General features: G+C 67.7%; 18 protein-coding genes. 16 read left to right on the top strand and 2 right to left on the bottom strand.

Annotated elements, in window-relative coordinates:
* The first annotated feature begins 137 nt into the window (after positions 1 to 137).
* The 16 genes from O9271_RS01930 (at position 138) to mobA (ending at position 21,520) form a co-directional block, all read left to right on the top strand.
* Positions 138 to 851: a hypothetical protein gene (locus tag O9271_RS01930; RefSeq protein ID WP_298265663.1), complete on the top strand. Its 714-nt coding sequence runs from the start codon at positions 138 to 140 to the stop codon at positions 849 to 851.
* Positions 852 to 1,013: 162 nt separating this feature from the next.
* Positions 1,014 to 2,216, top strand: a complete 1,203-nt coding sequence (locus tag O9271_RS01925) for a DUF1566 domain-containing protein (RefSeq protein ID WP_298265661.1) — start codon at positions 1,014 to 1,016, stop codon at positions 2,214 to 2,216.
* Between the two features lie 311 nt (positions 2,217 to 2,527).
* Positions 2,528 to 3,679, top strand: a complete 1,152-nt coding sequence (locus O9271_RS01920; protein WP_298265659.1) for a patatin-like phospholipase family protein — start codon at positions 2,528 to 2,530, stop codon at positions 3,677 to 3,679.
* Positions 3,680 to 4,080: 401 nt separating this feature from the next.
* The gene (locus tag O9271_RS01915) at positions 4,081 to 5,220 is read left to right on the top strand and encodes a serine hydrolase domain-containing protein (protein ID WP_298265657.1); all 1,140 of its coding nucleotides are present in this window, start codon (positions 4,081 to 4,083) and stop codon (positions 5,218 to 5,220) included.
* Positions 5,221 to 5,461: 241 nt separating this feature from the next.
* Positions 5,462 to 7,669, top strand: a complete 2,208-nt coding sequence (locus O9271_RS01910; RefSeq protein ID WP_298265656.1) for a prolyl oligopeptidase family serine peptidase — start codon at positions 5,462 to 5,464, stop codon at positions 7,667 to 7,669.
* Between the two features lie 13 nt (positions 7,670 to 7,682).
* Complete coding sequence (locus tag O9271_RS01905) at positions 7,683 to 9,299, top strand: SDR family oxidoreductase (protein WP_298265655.1); 1,617 nt, start codon at positions 7,683 to 7,685, stop codon at positions 9,297 to 9,299.
* Between the two features lie 59 nt (positions 9,300 to 9,358).
* Positions 9,359 to 9,889 carry a GNAT family N-acetyltransferase gene (locus tag O9271_RS01900; protein WP_298265653.1) on the top strand — a complete coding sequence of 177 codons (531 nt, stop codon included), beginning with the start codon at positions 9,359 to 9,361 and terminating at the stop codon, positions 9,887 to 9,889.
* A 432-nt stretch (positions 9,890 to 10,321) separates the two neighbouring features.
* A complete protein-coding gene (locus O9271_RS01895) occupies positions 10,322 to 12,118 on the top strand; it encodes an FAD-dependent oxidoreductase (protein ID WP_298265651.1) in 1,797 nt (598 codons plus the stop codon).
* A complete protein-coding gene (locus O9271_RS01890) occupies positions 12,115 to 13,923 on the top strand; it encodes a 2-oxoacid:acceptor oxidoreductase subunit alpha (RefSeq protein WP_298265649.1) in 1,809 nt (602 codons plus the stop codon). The genes O9271_RS01895 and O9271_RS01890 overlap by 4 nt, the downstream gene beginning before the upstream one ends.
* Positions 13,920 to 14,975, top strand: coding sequence for a 2-oxoacid:ferredoxin oxidoreductase subunit beta (locus tag O9271_RS01885; RefSeq protein WP_298265647.1), 1,056 nt, complete (start codon positions 13,920 to 13,922; stop codon positions 14,973 to 14,975). The genes O9271_RS01890 and O9271_RS01885 overlap by 4 nt, the downstream gene beginning before the upstream one ends.
* A 58-nt stretch (positions 14,976 to 15,033) precedes the next feature.
* On the top strand, positions 15,034 to 15,531 hold the full coding sequence (locus O9271_RS01880; RefSeq protein ID WP_298265645.1) for an NAD(P)H-dependent oxidoreductase subunit E: 498 nt from the start codon (positions 15,034 to 15,036) through the stop codon (positions 15,529 to 15,531).
* Positions 15,528 to 17,078, top strand: coding sequence for a formate dehydrogenase beta subunit (locus O9271_RS01875; RefSeq protein WP_298265643.1), 1,551 nt, complete (start codon positions 15,528 to 15,530; stop codon positions 17,076 to 17,078). Before O9271_RS01880 ends, O9271_RS01875 begins: the two co-directional genes overlap by 4 nt.
* Positions 17,075 to 19,786: a formate dehydrogenase subunit alpha gene (gene fdhF, locus O9271_RS01870; RefSeq protein WP_298265642.1), complete on the top strand. Its 2,712-nt coding sequence runs from the start codon at positions 17,075 to 17,077 to the stop codon at positions 19,784 to 19,786. The genes O9271_RS01875 and fdhF overlap by 4 nt, the downstream gene beginning before the upstream one ends.
* Positions 19,787 to 19,817: 31 nt before the next feature.
* Positions 19,818 to 20,609, top strand: coding sequence for a formate dehydrogenase accessory sulfurtransferase FdhD (locus O9271_RS01865; RefSeq protein ID WP_298265641.1), 792 nt, complete (start codon positions 19,818 to 19,820; stop codon positions 20,607 to 20,609).
* Positions 20,606 to 20,851, top strand: a complete 246-nt coding sequence (locus tag O9271_RS01860) for a formate dehydrogenase subunit delta (RefSeq protein WP_298265640.1) — start codon at positions 20,606 to 20,608, stop codon at positions 20,849 to 20,851. The genes O9271_RS01865 and O9271_RS01860 overlap by 4 nt, the downstream gene beginning before the upstream one ends.
* 21 nt (positions 20,852 to 20,872) lie before the next feature.
* Entirely contained in the window at positions 20,873 to 21,520 is a 648-nt protein-coding gene (gene mobA / locus O9271_RS01855) for a molybdenum cofactor guanylyltransferase MobA (RefSeq protein ID WP_298265638.1), read from the top strand.
* On the opposite strand, the gene O9271_RS01850 is transcribed toward mobA, so the two are convergent.
* Positions 21,462 to 23,102, bottom strand: a complete 1,641-nt coding sequence (locus O9271_RS01850; RefSeq protein ID WP_298265636.1) for an NAD-dependent malic enzyme — start codon at positions 23,100 to 23,102, stop codon at positions 21,462 to 21,464. The two genes, mobA and O9271_RS01850, sit on opposite strands and share 59 nt — an antisense overlap.
* Before the next feature lie 72 nt (positions 23,103 to 23,174).
* Complete coding sequence (locus O9271_RS01845; protein ID WP_298265635.1) at positions 23,175 to 24,548, bottom strand: NADH-quinone oxidoreductase subunit N; 1,374 nt, start codon at positions 24,546 to 24,548, stop codon at positions 23,175 to 23,177.
* Positions 24,549 to 24,552 lie beyond the last annotated feature (4 nt).

Below are 24,552 nucleotides of genomic sequence, written 5' to 3'. Positions count from 1 at the left end.
CCGCCGGCTGCGCCATCCACATTCGCTCATGATCTCACTCGTTCGTGTTCGACGCGATCATACTCGACTGTCGGACGCGAAGGAAATTGGAAACGTTAAGTTAGAGGTGCATCGATGACACCACGGGACCCGCACCCATGACATGGCGCTCCGCTGTTTCGCTCACGGCCGTGCTCGCGCTTGCCAGCTGCCGAGCTGATGCCCCCGTATCGGTCCCGGGCATCACCACACGGACATTCGACTTCGGGCAAGGCATCGCCGGCTGGACCATTGGGCAGGCAGACTACGCGCCGGCCACGGCCCCGACCGATGTGATTGGCGAGGCGCGGCCGCTCCCGGCGCCGTTGACGGGGAGCGGCCTGTTGCTCAGCGGCACCAACCGCAGTGATGATCTCTTCCTCTATGCCACGACGCGGGTGTCGGACCTCGCCCCGGGGGCAACGTATCGGGTCACGGCCACCGTGGCCTTCGCCACCGACGTGCCCACGGGCTGCGCGGGCGTTGGGGGCTCGCCCGGGGAGAGCGTCTGGCTCATTGTCGGCGCCGCGACGGGGGAGCCACGCACCGTCTTCGACGGCCGCGAATACCGGGTGAACCTGCAGCGAGGGAACCAGTCGGCCGGGGGGCCGCAGGGCGGCCCTCTGGGAACGATCGGCAATACAGTACCGAACTGCGGACCCCGGCGGTGGGAGACCAAGCAGCTCGCCTCGCCGAACGCGTCCTCCGTCACCGTGACCGCGGACCAGCAGGGCACGGCCTGGCTGCTGGTGGGCATGGACTCGGGCTTCGAATCCCTGAGCCGCATCTACCTGCAGCGCGTCGCGGTCACGCTCACGTCGACCGCCCGCTAGCCCCGACCCTGCGACACCCGCCGGGTCGGCGCAGGGTGGAGCGTGAATTGCAGGCCAGCGTACCGCGCGGCGACCGCAAGGCGTTGCAGGCGATGCTGGTCGCCACTCGCCATGAGCTGGGCGGCCACGGCCCCTTGTTTGTCCCGTCAACGGAGAACTCCCATGTTCCGTAGCCATGCCCCGATCGCCGCGTTCACGATGATGGGTCTGTTGGCCTGCGTTGGCTCCGGACGAACGGTTCCCACCGAGCCCCCGGCCGCGGCGGCACGGAAGGTACCAGGCACCGGCCAGCTCGCCTGCTTCAACGAGGTGTCGCCAATCCCCTGCCCGTCTGCTGGCCAACCGTTCTTCGGGCAGGACGGCAACGCCGATAGGCGGGCGCTCTCGCTGCAAGCGAACGCCGACAGCACGGTCACGGATCTCGTCACTGGCCTCATCTGGACCCGGGCGGTGTCCGGCCCACTCAGCTGGGACGAGGCCAGGATGCGCGCCGCGGCGCTGCGGACCGCCGGCCAGACCGATTGGCGCGTGCCCACCATCAAGGAGCTGTATACGCTCATCGATTTCGGTCGCGGCTACTTCTCCACGGTCGCCGCGACGTCAGTGCCGTTTCTCGACACCACGCGCTTCGCGTTCGCCTACGCCACCGGGGAGCGGTTCTTCGACGTTCAGCTGTGGTCCGCCACCGCCTACGTGGCCACCACCATGAACAACGACGCCACGGTGTTCGGCGTCAACTTCGCGGACGGGCGCATCAAGGGGTATCCGCGCTTCGAGCCCGGAAGCAACGGTCGCGTTCCGCAGTTGATGCGCGTCCGCTATGTGCGCGGACCCGCCTACGGCGAGAACCGCTATATCGATCAGGGCAACGGTACGGTGCGGGATGCCACCACGGGCTTGACCTGGCAGCAAGTCGATGACGGGACACCACGGAATTGGCGGGACGCCCTGGCGTACTGCGCCGCGCTGGACGTGGGGGGGCAGACCGGATGGCGCCTGCCGAACGCGAAGGAGTTGCACACCATCGTGGATTACACCCGAGCGCCGACCGTCACCGGCACGGCCGCCCTCGCACCGCCGCTGCGCGCCAGCTCGATGGAGTCGTACTACTGGAGCGGGACCACGATCGCCGATGGGCCGTCCGACGACCGGTATGGCAAGGCCGTCTACTTCGCATTCGGGCGCGCCCTCGGCTGGATGGAGATGCCCCCCGGCTCGGGGCTCGTCCAACTGATCGACGTGCATGGCGCCGGTGCGCAGCGCGCCGACTTCAAGCGCGGGAATCCGGCGCAATTCCCGCGGGGCTTCGGGCCGCAGGGCGACGAGGTGCGCATCACCAACTTCGTGCGGTGCGTGCGGGGGTAGGCGGCAGCGGTGCCACCGCCCGCATCTTCGGCGCGATCCGAACAGCCCGCTCCTGAATGTCCGGCGAACATGGCTTGCGTGGCTTCCAACCCGTCCGGGCGGCGTTGATCATGCGCTCACGTCTCACCACGCTGGGAGCCTCCATCAACGCCGGGGCAGTTCCGGTCGTGTTCCGCACGCCGAGCGAGGTTGCGTGTCACGGGCCAACACGGCGCAGTTATGTTACCGCGTTGCGCGGACAACGCCGTGTGCCCAACCACTCCCTCCCCGCCCCTATGCTTCCTCCGGCGCCTGTCACATCTGATCTCGGCATGGTCCTCGGCGGGGGCGGCGCGCGCGGCGCGTACCAGGTGGGGGTCCTCCATGCCATCGCGGCCCGCTACCCGACGCTCCAGGTGCCCATCCTCGTTGGGGTGTCGGCCGGGGCGGTGAATGCCACCCATCTGGCGGCCCACCGCGGCACGTTCGCCGAGGCGATGGACGCGCTGGTGCAGCACTGGTTGTCGCTCACCCCCGATCAGGTGTTTCGCGTGGATGCGTCGTCGCTCGCCGCCAACGTGATGCGCAGCGGTTTCCGGCTGGTCGCCGGCGGGCAGGGGCACCCCGAGCAATTTCAGGGGATGGTCGACACCGCCCCGCTGCGCGAATTCCTCGAGCGGGTCCTGGAACGCAACCCGGATGGTACGCTGCCCGGCATTGCGCACAACCTCGACCGCGGGCGGCTGCGGGCCCTCGCGCTCTGCGGCACCAGCTACACGACGTCACAGAGCGTGACCTGGGTGCAGGGGCGCGACATCGCCCTCTGGGAACGCCCGCAGCGGCGCAGTGAGCAGACACACCTGCAGGTCGATCATGTGCTCGCCTCCACGGCGCTGCCGCTGCTCTTCCCGGCCACGCGCGTGGGGAACGAGTGGTTCGGCGACGGCGGCATTCGCCTCACGTCCCCGCTCTCGCCGGCGCTGCACCTCGGCGCCTCGCGCATCATCACCATTGCCACACGCTACGATCGCAGCGGCACCGAGGCGGCCCAGCCGCAGGTGTCCGGCTATCCGCCGCCGGCGCAGGTGCTGGGCGTGCTGTACAACGCGGTGTTTCTCGACCTCATCGATCAGGACGTCCTGCGGCTGCAGCGCACCAACCGGCTCGTCGAACGACTGCCCCCCGAGCATCGTCACGGGCTGCGGGTGGTGGACATGCTGGTCCTGCGCCCATCACGCGACCTCGGGCGCCTCGCCGGTGATTACGAACCGCGCCTGCCGCGGGTGTTCCGCTTCCTCACCCGCGGGCTGGGCACCCGCAAGACCGCCAGCCCCGACATCCTGTCGCTCGTCATGTTCCAGCAGGACTACTTGCGACGCCTGATCGAGCTGGGCGAGGAGGATGTCCACCACCAGTGGGAGCGCATTCAGGCGTTCCTCGAGCGGGGGCCACGCGGGGGCATCGGGGTGCCGGCACCGGCTTAGCGGTGCGACCCGTGGCGCGTCCATCAGGGACCGCCCAGATGTCCCGGGCATGCAGGTAGCGAGGAGGGCTGCCGGTCGCCGCGTCCTGGCCTTGCGTCAGCGGTTGCCCAGGGGTCCCGCGGGCAGGGGCACGTGAAAGGGAAGACCGCCGGAGCGCGCGGTGGCGCGCGGTCCCGTGCGTGGCGACGTTGCCCCAACGTGCCGTCGCGATACGGGACAGGGCCCATGTCGGCTCCGGCAAGCCGGGGCCGTAACGCATCGCGCCAAGGGTGAACGGCGGGTGAACGACAGTGCCCGCTCCAGTTAACGCGCTTGTCCCTGGCACGTCTGTCTCAGGGTACGGCAGCGCGCACGGTGTCGCAGCGCGTCGCCATTCCCTTCCTGCTTCGGAGTCCGGCCCCATGCCTGCTCGTTCCTTTCCCCTGGTAATGGGCGCGCTGCTGGTGGCCGCCGGCCTCGGGCCCATTGCGTGTTCCGAGGCAGCGCCGACGGCGGCGGCGGCGGCACCGTCGGTGCCTACCCCTCCGGCCGGCACCGGTGACGCCATCTGGATGGCCCAGCTGCAACGCACACTCGACAGTGCCGTGCGGGCCGTCCCCTTGCGCGGGGCGTCGGCGGCCGTGGTCCTCGCCGACGGGCGCATCTGGCGGGGCGTGGCCGGTTTCTCCGTCCCCGGTGTGCCCATGGATACCGCCATGCGGCTCGGCATTGGCAGCATCACCAAGAGCATTACGGCCACCCTGCTGGTCCGTCTCGCCGAACAGGGACGCCTGTCGCTGGACGATTCCATTGGCCGCTGGCTCCCGCCCATCCGGCACGTGGACCCCGCCATTACCGTGCGTCAGCTGCTCAATCACACCAGCGGCGTCTTCGACGTCACCGATGCACCCGGCTACCGCGATTCCATCCTCGCCGACGTAAACGCGCGCTGGACCCCGCAACGGCTGCTCGGGCTGCTGCGCCCGCCGCTCTTCCAGCGGGGAGCGGGGTGGAGCTACGCCAACACCAACTACCAGCTGGCGGGACTGGTGGCCGAAGCCGTTGGCGGTCGCCCGTTGCACCAGCTCGTGCGCGAAGCCCTGCTGGCACCGATCGGGGTGACCGCCCCGTTCCTCGATCAGTACGAAACACCCACGGGCCCACTGCCGGGTGGCTGGACAGGCGGAGTGAACAACGTGATGGCCACCCGGGTGTCCACGTATAGCGCCGCGTGGGCGGCCGGCGCGTACTTCTCCACACCGGAGGCACTGGCGCGCTGGTGGCAGAGCCTGCTGACCGGTCGGCTGGTGGGCCCTGCGTCGCTCGCCGCCATGATGACCACGGCGGGACCCGAGGGGTACGGGTTGGGCATCGTGCGTCGGCAGCTCGTCGGACGCCCCGTGTGGTCGCACACCGGGGAGATCCGCGGCTTTTCGTCGGTGGCCGCGTTCGACACGACGCGGCGATTTACGGTGGTGTTGATCGCGAACGAGAACCCGGCACCGGTGACCCTCATCGCCGGCGCGCTGGTAGGCGTGGCAGCCACGGTGGCGTCACCGTGACGACGGTTCGCTGACGGTTTGCTGCCCGCCGCCGCTTGCCGCTGTGCGGCCGGGCGCGGGTCACGAGGGCTCGGCCCACCGTCCCGCGCCCGCACACGCGGCGTGAGAACGGTATGCCCTGCGCACGGCCAGCGTGCCAGGTGACGTCCGGTCGTTGCGGGGCCAGACGCCGCACCGTAGGATCGCCACCATGCTCCCCATCCAAAGACTCACTTCGTGGGCCCTCGCGTTGAGTGCTGGCGTGTCCGGCGTTTCCGCGCTCGCTGCCCCCCTCGTCGCCCAACCCGCCCCCCTCGCGCTCACCGACCTGCTCGACGTGCGCGCCACGTCGGCCGGGGCCCTGTCCGAGGATGGGCGCTGGCTGGTGGCCACCATGACCCGACCGCGCACCAGTCTCGGGATCGACTACAACCGCAGCTTCGGCGATCCCACCTACGTTGCGCCCGCGCGGCGCGAATCGTTCATCGTGGATACCCGCACCGGGGAGCGATCGCCCCTCTTCCCCACCCCGCGCGTCATCGCCGGCAGCGCCTGGACCCCCGATGGCAGCACCCTGGCGGTGCTGGTGCATGCCAGCGACCCGGCGGCCGACGACCGATTCGAGGTGCTGCTCATCGACCGGGCCACGCGCCGGCAAACGGCGCTGCGGCTTCCGGCCAATCGCTATGCCTTCGAGCGCAGCCGCCTGCAATGGAGCAGCGACGGGCGCCGGCTGTATCTCTCCCTGCGCAGCACGGCGTGGCGGGGCACCGCCAAAGCAGAGTTCGCGCGCCTCACCACGGGCCCGCGCATCGTGCAATCGAGTGAGGAGCCCTTCCTTGCCTGGAACGGGCTGCAGCGCCTCGGCAGCATGGAATCGGTGGTGGCAATCGACCGCCGTACGGGCAGCTCCACCGACGTGCTGGCCGAGGCGATGCGCCCGCAGTGGGCGGTGACCCGCGACGGCCGCACGATCGTGTACGCCGATGACATCACGCGCAGGACCGACTACGACGTAATCGGCGGGACCGACCTGCGGCTCATGGCGCGGGACGTGGCCGGGGGCGCGGAAACCGTGATCTTTCCGGCGCTCCGCAACATCCGGCTGGTGTGGGCGCGCGACGGCCGCCGGCACGCCTACACCCGCGACGACCAGCTGTGGGTGGGCACGGTGGGCGACAGTGCGCGCACGCGACTGGCCGGCGACACGACGGCCCGCGGCGATACCACCGCCGACGCGCGGGCCCGTCGGCAGCGCGAACGCTTCACTCCCGTGAGCTGGATCGAAGGGGACGCGCCGGCGCTGCTTGCCAGCAACGTGGAAGGACTCTGGCTGCTGGACCCGGTCACGCGCGCGCGTCGTCTGGTGCTGCGCGCCGTCGATTCCCTCCCCTCGCTGCCACGGGCGCAGTTCATTGGTGCCGTGGCCAATGGCCAGCAGCTGCTCTTCGCCCTGCAATCGAAAACGGCGTGGCAACGCGCCATCGTGCGCGTGGATCGCGCCACCCTGCAGGCGGACACGCTCCTGGCCGACTCACGCAATCTCGCACCGTTCACCATGTCGGCCGATGGCAGTACCGCCATCGTGAGCGGTGGTGACGGCAACCGGCCGTTCGACCTGTGGGCGCTGCACGCGCCGTACACGGCGCTCACCCGCCTGACCGACGCCAACCCCACCCTCGCTGCGCGCGCCCTGGGACGTACGGAGCTGCTCAGCTATCTCGACGCCGATGGCCGCACCGAATACGGGGTGGTGCACTACCCCGCCGGCTTCACCACGGGGCGCCCGTATCCCACCATTTTCATCATCTACGAGGACTTCTTCGCCGATACCTGGGACGCCATGGCGAATCTGCTCAATGCGCACGGCTACGTGGTGGTGAAGCCGTCGGTGCGCTTCGACATTGGCTACCCCGGCGAAGCCTGGGTCAAGGGGGTGACCGCCGCCGCCAACAAGCTCATCGAGATGGGCGTGGCCGACAGCACCCGGCTGGGCGTGCACGGCACCAGCTACGGTGGCTACGCCACCAACCTGCTGATCACGCAAACCAATCGGTTCAAGGCGGCCGTGAACATCAGCGGCAAGGTGGACATGATCAGCTTCTACACCGATTCGCCCCGCCTTGGCGTGCGCAACGTGCACGCGGCGGAGAAGAGCCAGGACCGCCTCGGCGCCACGCTCTGGCAGCAGCCGCAGAAGTACGTGGCGCATTCGGCGGTGATGTTTGCCGACCGCATCACGACGCCCCTGCTGCTGATGACCGGTGAGCTCGACGCCAACGTGCCGGCGCTCAACACGCGCGAGATGTACTACGCGCTTCGCCGCCTCAACAAGCCGGTCACCTGGGTCACCTACAGCCAGGGGGGGCACGGCACCCCGCTGTCGTCGCTGGACGACTGGACCGACTTCCATGAGCGGCTGCTGGCGTGGTACGCCAAGCACCTCAAGAGCGCGCCGACCCTGCCGTGACTATGCTTGACGCATGACCCAGGCACGCGCCCCACACGCTCCCGATGTTGCCCAGCAGTTCCTTGATGACTTGCGAAAGGCCACCCTGCTGCTGGAGCAGGTGGTGGCCGATCGCAGCCTGCTGCTGCTCGCCGCGCAGGAGGACCGACGCCGCTTCGACGAGGCCGTGGCCAACGTCTTCCAGCCCGATGCCCGTGCCCGACGATCGATGGTGAAGGCGACCGCGCGCGAGCGGAAGCTCGCCGCGGCGCGGCGTGACGAAGAACGACTGCAGGACACGGGCATCCGCGTGTTGCGTCGGCGACCGGTGTTCACGACACCCAACGTGTATCTGCTGGGCGAGGCCGGCGCCGGCACCTCCTCGATCGCGCCGGGCGGGGCTGACGACGACGCGGTGGAGCCACGCGGGGGCACAGCGGTGTCGCCCCCGGAAACCGTCGTGCCGCAGCACTGCTACATCTGCAAGCAGAAGTTCGTCACGGTCCATCACTTCTACGACCAGATGTGCACCGCGTGCGCCGATTTCAACTATCACAAGCGCACGGAGCTGGTGGACCTGAGCGGGCGCACCGCCCTGCTGACCGGGGGCCGCGTGAAGATCGGCTATCAGGCCGGTCTCAAGCTGCTCCGGTGCGGCGCACGGCTGCTGGTCACCACGCGATTCCCGCGGGATTCCGCCATGCGCTACGCGCAGGAGCCGGACTTCGAGGTATGGCGGGACCGCCTCGAAATCTTCGGACTCGACTTGCGCCACACGCCGAGCGTGGAAACGTTCTGCGCGCAGCTGCTGCAGTCGGAAGCCCGACTCGACTTCATCGTGAACAACGCGTGTCAGACGGTTCGACGCCCCCCGGCGTTTTACGCCCACATGATGCAGCACGAACAGGCGTCGGCGCATACGCTCCCGCCCGCGGCGCGACGCGTCCTGCAGCGGTACGAGGAGCTGCGTGCCTCCTCGCCGTCTCAGGGGACGTCGCTGCGCGCGGTCGGCCCGGCGGAAACGGGGGCGCTCGAGGCGTTGGGACTCACGCAGGCGGCGGCGCTGTCGCAGGTACCGCTGCTCCCCGAGGATCATGACGCGTCGGCGCAGCTCTTTCCTGCGGGACAGCTCGACCAGGACCTGCAGCAGATCGACCGGCGTTCGCGCAATTCGTGGCGCCTGCTGCTGGACGAGGTGCCCAGCGTGGAGCTGCTCGAGGTGCAACTGGTGAATGCGGTCGCGCCGTTCCTGCTCAACGCGCGGCTCAAGCCCCTCATGCTCCGCACGGACAACCGCGACAAGCACATCGTCAACGTCTCGGCCATGGAGGGACAGTTCTATCGCCACAACAAGACGACGCGGCACCCGCACACGAACATGGCGAAAGCGGCGCTCAACATGATGACCCGCACGTCGGCAGCCGACTATCAGCAGGACGGCATCCACATGAACAGTGTGGATACCGGCTGGATCACCGACGAGGACGTGGCCGAGATCGCACAGCGCAAGGTGGAGAACCACCGGTTTCACCCACCGCTCGACATCGTGGACGGTGCCGCCCGCATCGTCGACCCCATCATCGACGGCGTCGCCACGGGCCGTCATCAATGGGGGCAGTTCCTCAAGGATTACGCGCCCACCGACTGGTAGCGACAGACGCAGCCCCGATGCAGACACCGGATACCCACAGGGCCGCGGACGCACCGGCGGTGCGCATCCGCGCCATGCAGGCGGAGGACGCCAGCACGGTGGCGGCGCTGCACGCCGCCAGTTGGCGACGTGCCTACCGGGAAATTCTCACGCACGCCTATCTCGACAGCGATCTGGAAGGCGAGCGTCGCTCGGTGTGGACCACGAAGCTGTCGGTGGCCGACGGCAGCCTCGGGTGGATTGCCTTCGTGCAGGACGTACCGGCGGGGTTCGTCTTCGTGCGCCCGCGCGAGGATGCGCAGTGGGGCACCCTCGTCGACAACCTGCACGTGCAGGCCGCGCATCAGGGGCACGGGCTCGGACGCCGCCTGCTGCACACCGTAGGCGGCTGGACGGCGGTGCACACGCCCGACGTTGGTGTGCACCTGTGGGTCTTCGCCGACAACGTTGCCGCCCGTGGGTTCTACCAGCGGGTGGGTGGACGCGAGGTGGAACGGACCGATCGCGCCGCGGCTGACGGTCGCTGGCTCCCGGAATATCGCGTGGCGTGGTCGTCGCCCGACGCACTCACGGCAGCCACCCGGGGGTAACCGCCACACGACGGCGCACGGGAGGCGCCAGGCCGGGGCCCACGCGGGCAGCGCCCGGGCGTCGAGGAGCGCGTGCGGCAGGTCGTGCACCTGGCAGCGCCTGAGGCTTCCTGCGAACGCCGCGCCACCGGCCGTCCCCACGATGAGGCCGCCAGTCACGTGGAGCAGCGGCTCGTCAAGCCCCTGCCCGAGGCCGCGCCAGGGGCAACGGCACGGCGCCGCAGAGGGGAAACGGGGTCCTGGGCGGCGCTCCCCAGCCCGCCCAGCCCCACCACGATCCCATCAAACGGCCTCGGCGTCGTTTCCCTCTGACGGTGGGAGGAACGTCCATCGATCGGCGGCGTGAATTTCAGGGCCTCCCTGCTTGCCGTTGTGTGGTCCCTGAGCCATGCTAGCGATTGCCAGCTTATCCCTCCCCAGGAGCATCGCCACATGGCAGTGACCAACGTCAACGACCCGCAGTACTACCACAAGGTCGTCGATTGCCAATGGGCCTGTCCGGCCCACACCAACGTGCCCGGCTACATCCGCCTCATCGCGCAGGGGCGGTACACCGAGAGCTATCTCCTCAATCGCGAGTCCAACGTGTTTCCCGGCATTCTGGGACGCGTGTGCGACCGCCCGTGTGAACCGGCCTGTCGCCGGAGCCGGGTTGAGGAGAAGCCGGTGGCGATCTGCCGCCTCAAGCGCGTGGCCGCCGATCACCGCGACGACATCACTCCGTTCCTCCCCAAGGCACCGGAGGTGAAGAACGGCAAGCGGGTGGCGCTCATCGGGGCCGGCCCCGCGTCGCTTACGGTGGCCAACGATCTGCTGCCGCTGGGGTACGACGTCACGATCTTCGAGAGAAACGTGACGCCTGGCGGCCTCATGCGCATCAACATCCCGTCGTTCCGGCTCCCCGCGAACGTGCTCGATGAGGAGTGCGGCTACATCATCGACATGGGCGCGGACATGCGCTACGGCACGCCGGTGACGAGCCTGCAGGCGCTGCTGGACGAGGGGTACGACGCCGTGTTCGTGGGATCGGGCGCCCCCAAGGGGAAGGAACTCGACATTCCCGGGCGCTGGGAGGCGCCGTCGCAGGTGCACATCGGCATCGACTTCCTGGCCAACGTGCACTTCAAGCACATCGAGCAGATGGGCCCGCGGGTGATCATCATTGGCGTGGGCAACACGGCCATGGACTGCTGCCGCACCTCCAAGCGGCTCGGTGCCACCGACGTGAAGGTGGTGGCGCGCCGCGGCCGCAAGCACTTCAAGGCCTCGCCGTGGGAGCTCGAGGACGCCGAGGAAGAGCTGGTGGAGATCATCGAGAACCACGCACCCAAGCGCATGGTGATCGAGAACGGCACGCTGGTCGGAATGGAATTCGAGATCCTGCAGTGGACCGAGGATGCCACCGGCAGGCAGTCCAGCACGGTGGTGGGCACCACCATCATCCCCTGCGACCAGGTCATCCTGGCCATCGGGCAGGACAACGCCTTCGAGTTCATCGAGCGTGACATCGGCGTGGACTTCGACGCGAAGGGGATGCCCATCGTGAACAAGTCCACGCATCAGAGCACCCACCCCAAGGTGTTCTTCGGGGGCGACGCCGCCTGGGGCCCGGAAAACATCATCTGGGCCGTGGCGCATGGCCACGCGGCTGCCATTTCCATGGACCTCGCCTGTCAGGGGCGCGACCCGGTGGCGGATCGGCCGCCGTACGGCATGTCGCTCGTGAGCGCCAAGATGGGCATGCATTCGTGGGCGTACGACAACGACTACGAAACGGCGAAGCGCGCCAAGATGCAGCACGAGGATCTCACGAAGCGCTTCAAGGATCTCGTGACGGAGGTGGAGCTGGGCTTCACCCCGGAACAGATCGTGTCGGAGGTGGGGCGCTGTCTCAACTGCGACATCCAGACGCACTTCACGGCCTCGCAGTGCATCGAGTGCGACGCCTGCGTGGACATCTGCCCCACCAACTGTCTGACCATCACCACCAACGGGACGCCCGTCGACGAGCTGCGTCAGCGACTGTCGGCGCCGGCGCTCAACCTCTCGCAGGACATCTACGTCTCGGAATCGCTGCCGCAAACCAAGCGCATCATGGTGAAGGACGAGGATGTCTGCCTCCATTGCGGCCTCTGTGCCGAACGCTGCCCCACGGCGGCCTGGGACATGCGCGTATTCGACCTCAAGAAGCCGGTGGCGGGCATGCTCGCCGGAGTAGCCAGCATATGAGCGGCACCAACGACTTTTCGTTCAAGATGGGCACCGTGAACGGCACCGGTTCCGCCAGTGCCAACGGGTTGCTCATGCAGGCCATCTTCCGCATGGGGATCCCGGTCACGGGGAAGAACATCTTCCCGTCCAACATCCAGGGGCTGCCCACGTGGTATGAGATCCGCGTCAGCAAGGACGGCTACACCGCACGGCCCAGCGAGGTGGACCTGGTGGTAGCACTCAACCCGGCCACCTATGCCAAGGATGTGGCCACGGTGCGCCCAGGTGGCTACCTGGTGTACGACTCGTCCTGGCCGCTCGAACCCGACCTGGTGCGCGAGGGGATTACCATCCTCGGCATCCCCTTCGGCAAGATGTGCGTGGAGAACTTCCAGGGGGATCGCGACCGCACCCTGCTGCGCAACATCGTCTACGCCGGCTCGCTCGCCGCCCTGCTCAACATTGACATGGACGTCGTGAGCGGCATGCTGGCGGAGAAGTACGGCAAGAAGCCCAAGCTGCTCGACAGCAACCACAAGGCCATCCGCCTGGGCTACGACTACGCGAAGGCCAACTTCGCCTGTCCGCTCCCGTTTCATCTGGAGAAGATGGACGCCACGGGCGACTCCATCCTCATCGACGGCAACACCGCATGCGCGCTGGGCGCCGTCTACGCCGGTGCCACGGTGGGCGCGTGGTACCCCATCACGCCGGCGACCGCGCTCATGGAGCAGTTCAAGGCGTTCTGTGAGAAGTTCCGGGTGGATCCGGAAACCGGCGCGCACAACTACGCCATTCTGCAGGCCGAAGACGAGCTGTCGGCCGCCGGCATCATCATTGGCGCCGGCTGGGCAGGTGCGCGGGCCTTCACGAACACGTCGGGGCCGGGCATTTCGCTCATGCAGGAGTTCATCGGACTGGCGTACTACACCGACATTCCGGCCGTCTTCTTCGACATCCAGCGGTGCGGGCCGGCCACCGGCATGCCCACGCGCACGCAGCAGGCCGACCTCATGTCGCTCGCGTACGCGTCGCACGGCGATACCAAGCACCTCATTCTGTTTCCCGCCAACCCCGGCGAGGCGTTCGAGCTGTCGGTGCAGAGCTTCGACATCGCGGAGCGCTTCCAGACACCCGTCTTCGTGGCCACCGACCTCGACATCGGCATGAACGACTGGATGGTGAAGCGGTTCACCTGGGACGAGCACTACCGCCCGGATCGCGGCAAGGTGCTGGATGCAGCGGCGCTGGAGAAGGTCCAGAAGTTCTCCCGCTACCTCGACGTGGACGGCGACGGCATTGCGGCGCGCACGCTCCCCGGCGTGGGGGGCAAGGGGGCTTACTTCGTGCGCGGCTCCGGCCATGACAAGCATGCAGCCTACACCGAGGATTCCGACGCCTACCAGGAACTGGTAGACCGCCTCAAGCGCAAGTTCGCGTACGCGGCCACGGTAATGCCCAAGCCGGTGTACACGCTGCAGGAGGGGGCAGAGATCGGACTGGTCACCATTGGCGGCTGCGACGCCGCCGTACGTGAGGCGGCCGACAGGCTGCGCGCGCAAGGGATCATCGTGGATATCATGCGCATCCGCGCGTTCCCGTTCGGCGCCGAGGTGAAGGACTTCTTCGATCGCCACGAGCGGAATTTCGTGATCGAGCAGAACCGCGACGCACAGCTGCGCTCGCTGCTCGCCATCGAACTCGGCATTCCTCGCGATGCCATGCACTCCATTCTCGATTACGGCGGCATGCCCCTCACGGCCAAGGTCGTGGTGGACGCCGTGCAGGCTCACGTCTCCAGCCCGGCCAAGGTGACTGCATGACCTCCATTGCCAAGCCACCGGTTCGACACCCGAGCTCGCGCACCAACGACCTCGGCCTCACCATCCGTGACTACGAAGGCGCCATGTCCACCCTGTGCGCGGGGTGCGGCCACGACTCCGTCACGGCGGCCATCGTGCAGGCGGGGTGGGAGCTCAACCTCGAACCGCACCGCGTGGGCAAGATGAGCGGCATCGGCTGCTCATCGAAGACCACCGCGTACTTCATGAAGCAGTCGCACGGCTTCAACTCCGTGCACGGTCGCATGCCGTCGGTCACGTCGGGAGCCTCCGCGGCCAACCGCGGGCTCACCTACATCGGCGTTTCCGGCGACGGGGACTCCCTGTCCATCGGCCTCGGCCAGCTGTCCCACGCCATCCGGCGCAACGTGAACATGCTGTACATGCTGGAGAACAACGGCGTGTACGGACTCACCAAGGGGCAGTTCTCCGCCTCCGCCGACGTGGGGTCGAAGAGCAAGAAGGGCGAAGCCAACGAGCAGTCGCCCATCGACCCGGTGCTCCTGGCGCTCACGCTGGGCGCCACGTTCGTGGCGCGGTCGTTCTCGGGGGACAAGAAGCAGCTGGTGCCCATCATCAAGGCGGGGCTGGCCCACAAGGGGTTTGCGATCATCGACGTGATCTCACCGTGCGTGAGCTTCAACGACCATGAGGGCTCCACCAAGAGCTATGCGTTCACCCGTGAGCACGAGGTGGAAGCGGTGCATGCCGACTTCGTCCCGCTGCAGCGCGAGATCACCGTGGCTGACACCGACGAGGAAGTGCGCACGGTCGTGATGCACGACGGGGCCGCGGTGCGACTGCGCTCGACGGCCGCCGAGTACGATCCCACCAACCGCGAGTCGGCGTACGCGCACGTGCGCGCCTGTCAGGCGCGCGGCGAAATCGCCACGGGGCTGCTCTTCGTGGACGAGAACGGCCGCGATATGCACGACTATCTGCGCACACCGCAGACGCCGCTGGTTGACCTGCCCTTCGAGAAGCTCTGCCCTGGCAAGAGCGCCCTCGACAAGCTCATGGATCGGTACCGCTAAGGTTCCTTCCCCCCGGCGCGGAGCCCTCCACCCCGGCTCCGCGCCCACATCGGTGTGCATGTCCCACCCCCCCATGCCGGACGCCGACGAGCTCGCCTGTCTCGACGAACTCATCGCCGACCTCCCTCCCCAGGCGGACCAACTCCTCCCGTTCCTGCACCGCGTGCAGGAACGGCTCGGCCATGTGTCGCCTGCCGCGATGCGCTTTGCCGCCCACGCATTCAACCTGTCCCGCGCCGACGTATACGGCGTGGTGACGTTCTACGGTGACTTCCGCGAGGCCCCGGTGGGCGACACCGTCGTCCAGCTGTGTATGGCGGAGGCGTGTCAGGCAGTGGGCGCCCGTGCACTCGCCGCTCACGCCGAACAGCGATTGGGCGTCCCGCTCGGCAGCAGCACGGCCGATGGCACGCATCATCTGGAGGCGGTCTACTGCCTGGGCAATTGCGCACTCGGCCCGTCAATCCGCGTGAAGGACGCGGTGCATGGCCGGGTTTCGCCCAGCCGCTTCGATACCCTGCTGGAGCTGCGCGCCATCGACCGGTCTCGCTCATGAGCACCCGTGTGTTCATCCCCAACGACACGGCCGCCCGCTCGATGGGCGCCGATGACGTGGCACACGCCATCGCCGTGTACGGCGAGCGCATGGGGCTCGATCTCACGATCGTGCGCAATGGATCGCGCGGAGCGGCCTGGCTGGAGCCCCTGGTGGAGGTCGAGACCACCGCGGGGCGCGTGGGGTTTGGCAATGTGATGCCCAATGAGGTGGACACCCTGTTTGTTCATGGTCAGGTCAACCTGGCCCATGACCGGTGCCTGGGTACCGTCGAGTCACACCCGTGGTTTGCCGCGCAGCAACGCATCACGTTCCGTCGCGCTGGCGTCATCGACCCGCTCTCGCTGGCTGACTACGAGCAGCACGGCGGGTTGGCGGGCGTCCGGCGGGCGCTCACGCTGTCCGCCGCGGAGATCGTGGCCGACATAACCACCTCCGGGTTGCGGGGCCGTGGCGGAGCTGCGTTCCCGGCAGGCATCAAGTGGAACACGGTGCGTCAGGCTACCGACACCACCAAGTACATCGTGTGCAACGCCGACGAGGGCGATTCCGGTACCTTCGCGGACCGGCTGCTCATCGAGGCCGATCCGTACCAGCTCCTCGAAGGCATGATCATCGCCGGACTCGCGGTGGGTGCCGAGCGTGGCTACGTCTACCTGCGGTCCGAGTATCCGTGGGCCATCACCGTCCTGCGTGAGGCTGTTGCCCGCGCCTACGCTGCCGGACTGCTGGGAACACACGTGCTGGGCATCGGACCGCGCTTCGACGTGGAGGTGCGTGTGGGCGCGGGCGCGTACATCTGCGGCGAGGAGACAGCCCTGCTGGAGAGCCTCGAGGGAAAGCGCGGCGTCGTGCGCGCCAAGCCGCCGCTGCCGGCCATGCGTGGGCTCTTCGGCCGTCCCACCGTCATCAACAACGTGCTCACCCTGGCTGCAGCGACCGACGTGCTGGCCGCCGGCGGCGCACGCTACGCCGCCCTCGGTCTCGACCGCTCGACCGGTACCATGCCCTTTCAGCTGGCCGGCAACATCAGGTGCGGCGGGCTGGTGGAACTCCCGTTCGGCCGATCACTGCGCTCCGTGCTCGACGAGTTCGGCGGCGGATCGCTGAGCGGGCGACCACTGCGCGCCATCCAGGTGGGGGGGCCGCTCGGTGCCTACCTTCCCGAGCATCTCTGGGAGACGCCACTCGCCTACGAGTCGTTCTCGGCCGTGGGCGCCATGCTGGGGCACGGCGGCATCGTCTGCTTTGACGACACGGTGGACATGGCCGAGCAGGCGGAGTTCGCCATGGCGTTCTGTGCGCACGAGTCGTGCGGCAAGTGCACCCCGTGTCGCATCGGCTCTACCCGCGGGGTAGAGGTCATTCAGCGCCTGCGGCGGCGCGAAGAGAGCCGTCGGCAGTGGCAGCTGCTCGAGGAGCTCTGCGAAACCATGGAGTTCGGTTCGCTGTGCGCCCTTGGCGGGCTCACCCCCCTGCCCGTACGCAGCGTGATGACCCATTTCGCAGGCGATCTGCTCACTCCTGTTGGAGGGACCGGACAATGATCGAACTTATCATCGATGGCATGGCGGCATCGGTTCCCGCGGGGACGAGCATCATGCAGGCCGCGCGAACGGTTGGCGTGGACATCGCCAAACTGTGCGCCACCGACTCCCTGACGTCGTTCGGCTCCTGCCGCCTGTGCATCGTACAGGTGGAGGGACGCCGCGGCCTTCCGGCATCATGCACGACGCCCGTGGAGTCGGGCATGGTCGTGCGCACGCAGACGCCGCAGGTGGCCCGCATTCGGCGCAACGTGATGGAGTTGTACATCTCCGATCACCCGCTCGACTGCCTCACGTGCGCCGCCAACGGTGACTGCGAGCTGCAGGACATGGCGGGAGCTGTAGGGCTGCGCGAAGTCCGCTATGGCATGGACGGCGCCAACCATCTCGCCGCCGTGAAGGACGAGAGCAATCCCTATTTCACCTTCGACCCGGCGAAGTGCATCGTGTGCTCGCGGTGCGTACGGGCGTGCGACGAAATTCAGGGTACGTTCGCGCTCAGCATCACCGACCGCGGGTTCGCGTCGAAGGTCACGGCGGGGATCGACGAGGGGTTTCTGGCCAGCGAGTGCGTTTCCTGTGGCGCCTGCGTGCAGGCGTGCCCCACCGCCACGCTCATCGAAAAAACCGTCGTGGACGCCGGCCAGCCGGAGCGCACGGTCAAGACCACCTGTGCCTACTGCGGCGTGGGCTGCTCGTTCGAGGCACAGCTCAAGGGGAACGAGGTGGTGCGCATGGTCCCCTCGGCCGACGGCGGTGCCAATGAGGGGCACTCGTGCGTGAAGGGGCGGTTTGCGTGGGGCTACGCCACGCACCATGACCGCATCCTGCGACCCATGATTCGGGAGCAGATCACCGACGCATGGCGTGAGGTGTCGTGGGACGAGGCCATCGCCTTCACCGCCGGGAAGTTCACGGAGCTCCAACGACGGTATGGGCGGGACGCCATTGGCGGCGTCTCCAGCTCACGGTGCACCAACGAAGAAGTGTACGTGGTGCAGAAGATGATCCGCGCCGCCTTCGGCACGAACAACATCGATACCTGTGCGCGAGTGTGCCACTCGCCCACCGGGTACGGGCTCAAGCAGACCTTCGGCACGGCAGCCGGCACACAGGACTTCAAGTCGGTGGCTCACGCCGATGTGATCGTGGTGATCGGCGCCAACCCCACCGATGCCCACCCTGTCTTCGGCTCGCGGCTCAAGCGTCGCCTGCGGCAGGGGGCCAAGCTCATCGTCATTGACCCGCGTCGCATCGACCTGGTGCGTTCACCGCACATCCGCGCGGCGCATCATCTGCAGTTGCGGCCAGGCACCAACGTGGCAGTCATCAACGCCATGGCTCACGTCATCGTCACCGAAGGGCTGGTCGACAGCGCCTTCGTGGACGCCCGCTGCGATGCGCGCTCGTTCGAGCAGTGGAAGGCCTTCATCGCCCAGCCGGAGCAATCGCCGGAAGCCACCGCAGCGTGCACCGGCGTTCCCGCAGCGGAAGTCCGCGCCGCCGCCCGCCTCTACGCTACCGGTGGCAACGCGGCCATCTACTATGGTCTCGGTGTGACGGAGCACAGCCAGGGTAGCACCATGGTGCTGGGCATCGCCAATCTGGCCATGGTGGCGGGACAGATCGGCCGTGACGGGACCGGCGTGAACCCGTTGCGCGGGCAGAACAACGTGCAGGGCTCCTGTGACATGGGCTCGTTCCCGCACGAACTGCCGGGGTACCGGCACATCTCCGACGACGCAACGCGGCATCTCTTCGAGCAGGCATGGCACGTGGCGCTCGACCCGGAGCCGGGGCTGCGCATTCCCAACATGCTGGCGCTGGCGCTTACCGGTCAGTTCCGCGGCATGTTCATCCAGGGTGAAGACCTCGCCCAGTCGGACCCCAATACGAGACACGTGACCGCCGCGCTCAGCGCCATGGAGTGCGTGGTCGTGCAGGACCTCTTTCTCAACGAAACGGCCAAGTACGCCCACGTCTTCCTGCCGGGTACGGCCTTCCTGGAGAAGGACGGGACGTTCACCAACGCCGAGCGTCGCATCAACCGCGTGCGACCGGTCACGCCGCCGCGTACCGGGCTGGCCGAGTGGGAGGCCGTGTGCCGATTGTCGACGGCCATGGGTTACCCCATGCACTACGATTCGGCCGCGGCCATCATGGACGAAATCGCCGCGCTCACGCCCACCTTCTCCGGCGTGTCGTTCGCCTACCTCGACCAAGTCGGCAGTGTGCAGTGGCCCTGCACGGCCGACCGACCGCTGGGTACCCGCATCATGCACGAGGAGCAGTTCGTGCGCGGTCGGGGACGTTTCCTCGTGACCCAGTACGTGCCCACCGACGAACGCTCCACCCGCCGGTACCCACTGTTGCTCACCACCGGGCGCATCCTGTCGCAGTACAACGTGGGCACCGCCACGCGACGTACGGCCAACACGGTATGGCATCAGGAAGACGTGCTGGAGATTCACCCGCACGATGCGGAGGTTCGCGGTATTGGCGATGGCGATGGCGTGCTGCTCCAGAGCCGCAAGGGCGGCATCACCCTGCATGCTCGCGTCAGTGATCGGGTGCCGGAGGGCGTGGTGTACACCACCTTCCACCATCCCGACAATGCCGCCAATGTGGTGACCACGGAGTATTCCGACTGGGCCACCAACTGTCCCGAGTACAAGGTCACGGCCGTCGAGGTGCACCCCGTTGACTGAACGGCCACCCGACGCGGCAGGGCACGCTGCCGTGACGGCCACCAGCACCGACGCGCATGGGCACACCTCCTCTGCGGCCTGGATGCTGGCGGTGGAAGCGCCGGTGCAGATTGCGGTGAATGGCACCCCCTTCACGATCACGCTGGCCACGCCGGCCGACCTCGACGATCTGGCGCGCGGGCTGCTGCTCACCGAACAAGTGATCGACAACGCACAGTCCATCCAGCATGTGGAGGTGCGTACCTGGCTGGGCGAGACGCTGGTGAACGTGGCGGTGACACCGGAGGCGCTGCGTCAGGAACGGCTGGGGGCGCGTACGGTCCTCGGCAATAGTGCGTGCGGCGTATGCGGCATGGAGTCCCTGGCGCAGTTGCAGGCGCGCGGCGCGGCCGTCGCGCGCTCGCGGCGCGCCGTCGACGACCGCGCCGTGGCCCGCGCGCTGAACGCGCTGCCTGCGCACCAGCCGCTCAACCGCACCACGCGTAGTGTGCACGCGGCGGCATGGTGCGACATGGCCGGCAGCATCACGCTGGTGCGCGAAGATGTGGGGCGCCACAACGCGCTCGACAAGCTGGTGGGCGCCCTGGCCGCATGTGGCTCGCTTGCCGATGAAGGCTTCATCGTGATGAGCAGTCGATGCAGCTACGAACTGGTGTACAAGAGCAGTGTCACCAATGCGCAGCTGCTCGCGACCGTGAGTGCTCCCACGACCATGGCACTGCACTGGGCGTCGGCGCTGGCCCTCCCGCTGGCGTGCGCCAACTGGCGTGGCGACGCCCTGCGCGTGATCCGTCTGGCGCCCGCGTCCCACCAGGAGGCATGAGTCGCATGCAGGATGAGGAGATCGTGCGCATGGCCAACCAGATCGCGCAGTTCTTTGCGGTGTACCCCGAGGACGATGCGGTGGAGGGCATACGCGAGCATCTGGTGAAGTTCTGGCCTCCGTCCATGCGGAAGGACCTGCTGGTGGTGGTGAATGGGTTGCTGCCGTCGGCGGTGCCGCTCCATCCACTGGTCATCAAGGCGGCCGCACAGCTCAGGCCCACCGGGCGGGACGACGGCTAGCCGGTGGCGGAAGCGCAGCCGATGCCAATAGCGGCGGGCGACATCACGGGAGTCATCCTCTGCGGCGGGAGTGCCCGGCGCATGGGTGGGCTCGAGAAACCCCTGCAGCTGCTGCACGGCCTGCCGCTCGTTCAGCACGTGCGCGATCGTCTGGCACCACAGGTGGGGCGGGTGATCATCAGCGCCAACCACGAACGCGACCGCTATGCGGCGTTCGGGCACGACGTGGTGCGCGATACCTGCGAGGGGCTGGGGCCGCTGGGGGGACTCGGCAGTGCGGCTGCCCACGTCCGCACGCCGTGGATCTTCTGCTGCCCTGGCGATGCCCCGTTACTCGATCGCACACTCGTGCGCCGTCTTGCCGCCTCCCTGCGCCCGCAGCACGACGGCGCCTTTCCTCACGACGGCGCGCAAGCGCAACATCTCTTTCTGCTCGTACGAACCAGCTGTTGCACGACGATTCACGCGCAACTCGCGGCCGGCCACCGATCGATGCTCGCCTGGCGGACGACGTTGCGGGTTCAGGAGCTCCCGACGCCCGAGCTGTCGGCCAGCTTCCGCAATGTGAACACGCTCGACGAGCTGGCCCGACTCCACGCGGAAGGCAGCGCTACTCGGCGTACACCGGATAGACCGGCTGATACATGGCCGCCGACACGGCTTCGCTGAGGTTCTCCGGCATGGGGGCCCTGGCCAATCCGCGCTCGTACGCCAGACGCGCCACTTCCACGGCAATGGCGTGTGACACCTCACGAATACGCGACAAGCTCGGATAGATGCGCCCCATCGCGAGGTCATCCTCGGTCACGGTGGAGGCGAGCGTGCGTGCGGCAGCCGCGAACATTTCGTCGGTGACGCGAGACGAGTCAGCCACGATGACGCCAAGGCCCACGCCCGGGAAGATGTAGGCGTTGTTCCCCTGCCCTGGCACGTGGGTGCGTCCCTTGTGGGTCACCGGAGCGAACGGGCTGCCACTGGCAAAGATGGCGCGTCCGTCCGTGGTGGCGTAGGCCTCACGGGCGGTGCATTCGGCCTTCGAGGTGGGGTTGGAGAGTGCCATCACGATGGGACGCGCGTGGTGTCGCGCCATGGCGGCGAGCACCGGCGCCGTGAAGGTGCCCGGCATGCCCGACACACCGATGATGGCATGCGGCTTGATCGTCTCCACCGCCTCGAGGAACGACGCCACCGGCGGATGGTCGTGCGCGTACGGCTGCTTGTGCACGGCAAGATCGGTGCGCGACTTCACCACCAGCCCCTTCGAATCCATGAACCAGCACCGGCTGTGCGCATCGGCCGACGAGATCCCCTCTTCCGTCATGGCTTCGACCACGAGGTCGCCAATGCCGATGCCCGCCTCGCCCGCGCCGAGAAAGAGGAGACGCATGTCGGTGATCGGCGTGCCGGTAATGCGCGCCGCCGAGTAGAGGCCGGCCAGGGTGACCGAGGCCGTTCCCTGGATGTCGTCGTTGAAGGTGCACATGCGGTCACGCCACTTGTCGAGCAGCGTGAACGCATTGTGGTTACCGAAGTCCTCGAACTGCAGGCAGACTTGTGGAAACCGCTCCTGCACCGCCTCCACGAACTCGTCGAGCAGCGCATCATACGCGGCGCCGCGCAACCGCGGCTGGCGGAGTCCCATGTACGACGCGCTCTCGCGCAAGTGTGTGTTGTCGGTGCCCACGTCGATGGTGATGGGCAGGCACTGTTTGGGCGGCACGCCGGCGCACGCGGTGTAGAGCGTGAGCTTGCCAATGGGAATGCCCATGCCGTTGGCACCGAGATCACCAAGACCAAGAATGCGTTCGCCATCGGTCACCACGATCATGCGCACGTCGTCGTGCGGCCAATTGGCCAGCACCTCACGCACCCGGCCCGCGTCGTCGGCAGTGACGAACAGGCCTCGACTCCTGCGGAAGATGCGGCCGAACTCCTGACAGGCCTGCCCCACGGTCGGGGTGTACAGGATGGGCATCATCTCCTCGAGATGATCCATCACGAGGCGGTAGAACAGGGTGACGTTGCGATCGTGCAGGCCGACGAGATACGCGTACTGATCGAGCGGCGTGGGGCGCGAGCGTACACCGGGGAGGAAGCGCTCGAGCTGTTCGTGCTGCGTCATGACGCGGGGCGGCAGCAACCCACGCAGACCAAGCGCTGAACGCTCGGCTTCGGTAAAGGCCGTTCCCTTGTTGAGCTCGGGGTCGTTGAGCAGCGCGGCGCCGCGCTTGACAGCTGGAAGTTCGGTCACGGGGAGTGCCGGAAGATCGGTGGTGAAGAACCATGCGGACGCCCGCTCGACGCAGCGAGGGGGCGTGAGGGCTCAGAGGCGATCGAGAACCCAGCCCGGCGCGATCATGAACAGCGCCGTGGCCGCGAGACAGAGCACGCCGGCGGTTCGCGGGCCGAACGCACCGTCTGCGGGTGAAGCGGGGGCCGTGCTGGGCAGCATGAACATGCGCTGGATGACGCGCAGGTAGAAATAGAGGCCGAGGAAGCTGCCCACGAGACCCAGCACCGCGTACGTGCTGTAGCCGGCGGCCACGACCGACTTGAAGATGAGGAACTTGGCCGTGAAGCCCGGGAACGGCGGCAGCCCTGCCAGTGACAGCATGGCCACGGCCATCAGCGATGCGGCCCACGGATTGCGATGAAAAAGCCCGTCGAGCGTTTCCATCTGGTCACGCGCGGCATCGTCCGCGGCCGGGGGCAGGACGGCAAACGCGAGCAGGTTGGCGGCCGCATACACGACCAGATAGAACGTCACGGCCTCGAGCCGCCCCTCGCTGTTGCCCAGGAACGCATAGAAGAGGTATCCCGCGTGCGCGATGGACGAGTAGGCAATCATGCGCCGCAGGTTGCCTTGCCGAATGGCCGCAATGTTGCCCCACACGATGGATAGCAGCGGCAGTACGGCCAGCACGTCGACGAGGGCACCGCCCACCTCAACGCCGGCGAAGAGCTGCACCGCGACCAGCAGCACTGCGGCCTTGGACAGCGTCGCCATGTAGGCGGTCACGGTCACGCTCGCGCCTTCGTACGTGTCCGGTGCCCATGCATGAAACGGGACGACGGCGGCCTTGAGGAACAGGGCCAGCAGCACGAGCACGACGCCAGTTTTGGCCAGCAGATCGGTCTGGCCGGCCGCCAGCGCAAACGCCGACAGCGACATGGCGCCCGTGGCCCCGTAGACCAGCGACAGCCCCATGAGCAGCGTGGCCGTGGCCGCACCACTGAGCACCAGATACTTAAGTGCCGATTCGGCCGACTGCGGGCGGCGGAATGCCAACACGATGAGCGCATACACCGGAATGGACATCATCTCCAATCCGAGGAAGAGCACCAGAAAGCTCGTCGCCGACGGCAGCAGACTCAGCCCGTACAGCGAGGCCACCAGGAGCATGGGAAACTCCACGGCCCCTGCGTTGTCATCGGCGAAGTCGTACCGCCCCATGAGCAGCACCGGGAGCGCGAGGGCCAGGAGGGCGCCCTTGATGACCAGCACGACCGGCGAAACGAGAAAGTGCCCGGGGAAGGGTTCGGATGTGAGCCCCGATGCCGCAAGCCAGAACGCGGCCGCCGCGGCAGCACCAACTGCGCCAATGGCCAATGGCCGCGCAAGGGTGCGCGCGCCGCGCACCATGGACACCACGATGAGCAGAACAAGCCCGCCGAGCAGCAGGTGCTCGGGGAGCATGGCA

The sequence above is a fragment of the Gemmatimonas sp. genome, assembly GCF_027531815.1.
Lineage (GTDB): Bacteria > Gemmatimonadota > Gemmatimonadetes > Gemmatimonadales > Gemmatimonadaceae > Gemmatimonas.
This window is presented reverse-complemented; position numbering and strand designations above follow the sequence as displayed.

What these genes read in the sequence shown, in the direction of transcription:
- O9271_RS01880 (WP_298265645.1), top strand. Translation starts at nt 15,034, where the DNA reads ATGTCCCACCCCCCCATGCCGGACGCCGACGAGCTCGCCTGTCTCGAC.
- O9271_RS01860 (WP_298265640.1), top strand. Translation starts at nt 20,606, where the DNA reads ATGAGTCGCATGCAGGATGAGGAGATCGTGCGCATGGCCAACCAGATC.
- O9271_RS01890 (WP_298265649.1), top strand. Translation starts at nt 12,115, where the DNA reads ATGAGCGGCACCAACGACTTTTCGTTCAAGATGGGCACCGTGAACGGC.
- O9271_RS01905 (WP_298265655.1), top strand. Translation starts at nt 7,683, where the DNA reads ATGACCCAGGCACGCGCCCCACACGCTCCCGATGTTGCCCAGCAGTTC.
- O9271_RS01930 (WP_298265663.1), top strand. Translation starts at nt 138, where the DNA reads ATGACATGGCGCTCCGCTGTTTCGCTCACGGCCGTGCTCGCGCTTGCC.
- mobA (WP_298265638.1), top strand. Translation starts at nt 20,873, where the DNA reads ATGCCAATAGCGGCGGGCGACATCACGGGAGTCATCCTCTGCGGCGGG.
- fdhF (WP_298265642.1), top strand. Translation starts at nt 17,075, where the DNA reads ATGATCGAACTTATCATCGATGGCATGGCGGCATCGGTTCCCGCGGGG.
- O9271_RS01915 (WP_298265657.1), top strand. Translation starts at nt 4,081, where the DNA reads ATGCCTGCTCGTTCCTTTCCCCTGGTAATGGGCGCGCTGCTGGTGGCC.
- O9271_RS01925 (WP_298265661.1), top strand. Translation starts at nt 1,014, where the DNA reads ATGTTCCGTAGCCATGCCCCGATCGCCGCGTTCACGATGATGGGTCTG.
- O9271_RS01885 (WP_298265647.1), top strand. Translation starts at nt 13,920, where the DNA reads ATGACCTCCATTGCCAAGCCACCGGTTCGACACCCGAGCTCGCGCACC.
- O9271_RS01920 (WP_298265659.1), top strand. Translation starts at nt 2,528, where the DNA reads ATGGTCCTCGGCGGGGGCGGCGCGCGCGGCGCGTACCAGGTGGGGGTC.
- O9271_RS01895 (WP_298265651.1), top strand. Translation starts at nt 10,322, where the DNA reads ATGGCAGTGACCAACGTCAACGACCCGCAGTACTACCACAAGGTCGTC.
- O9271_RS01875 (WP_298265643.1), top strand. Translation starts at nt 15,528, where the DNA reads ATGAGCACCCGTGTGTTCATCCCCAACGACACGGCCGCCCGCTCGATG.
- O9271_RS01845 (WP_298265635.1), bottom strand. Translation starts at nt 24,548, where the DNA reads ATGCTCCCCGAGCACCTGCTGCTCGGCGGGCTTGTTCTGCTCATCGTG.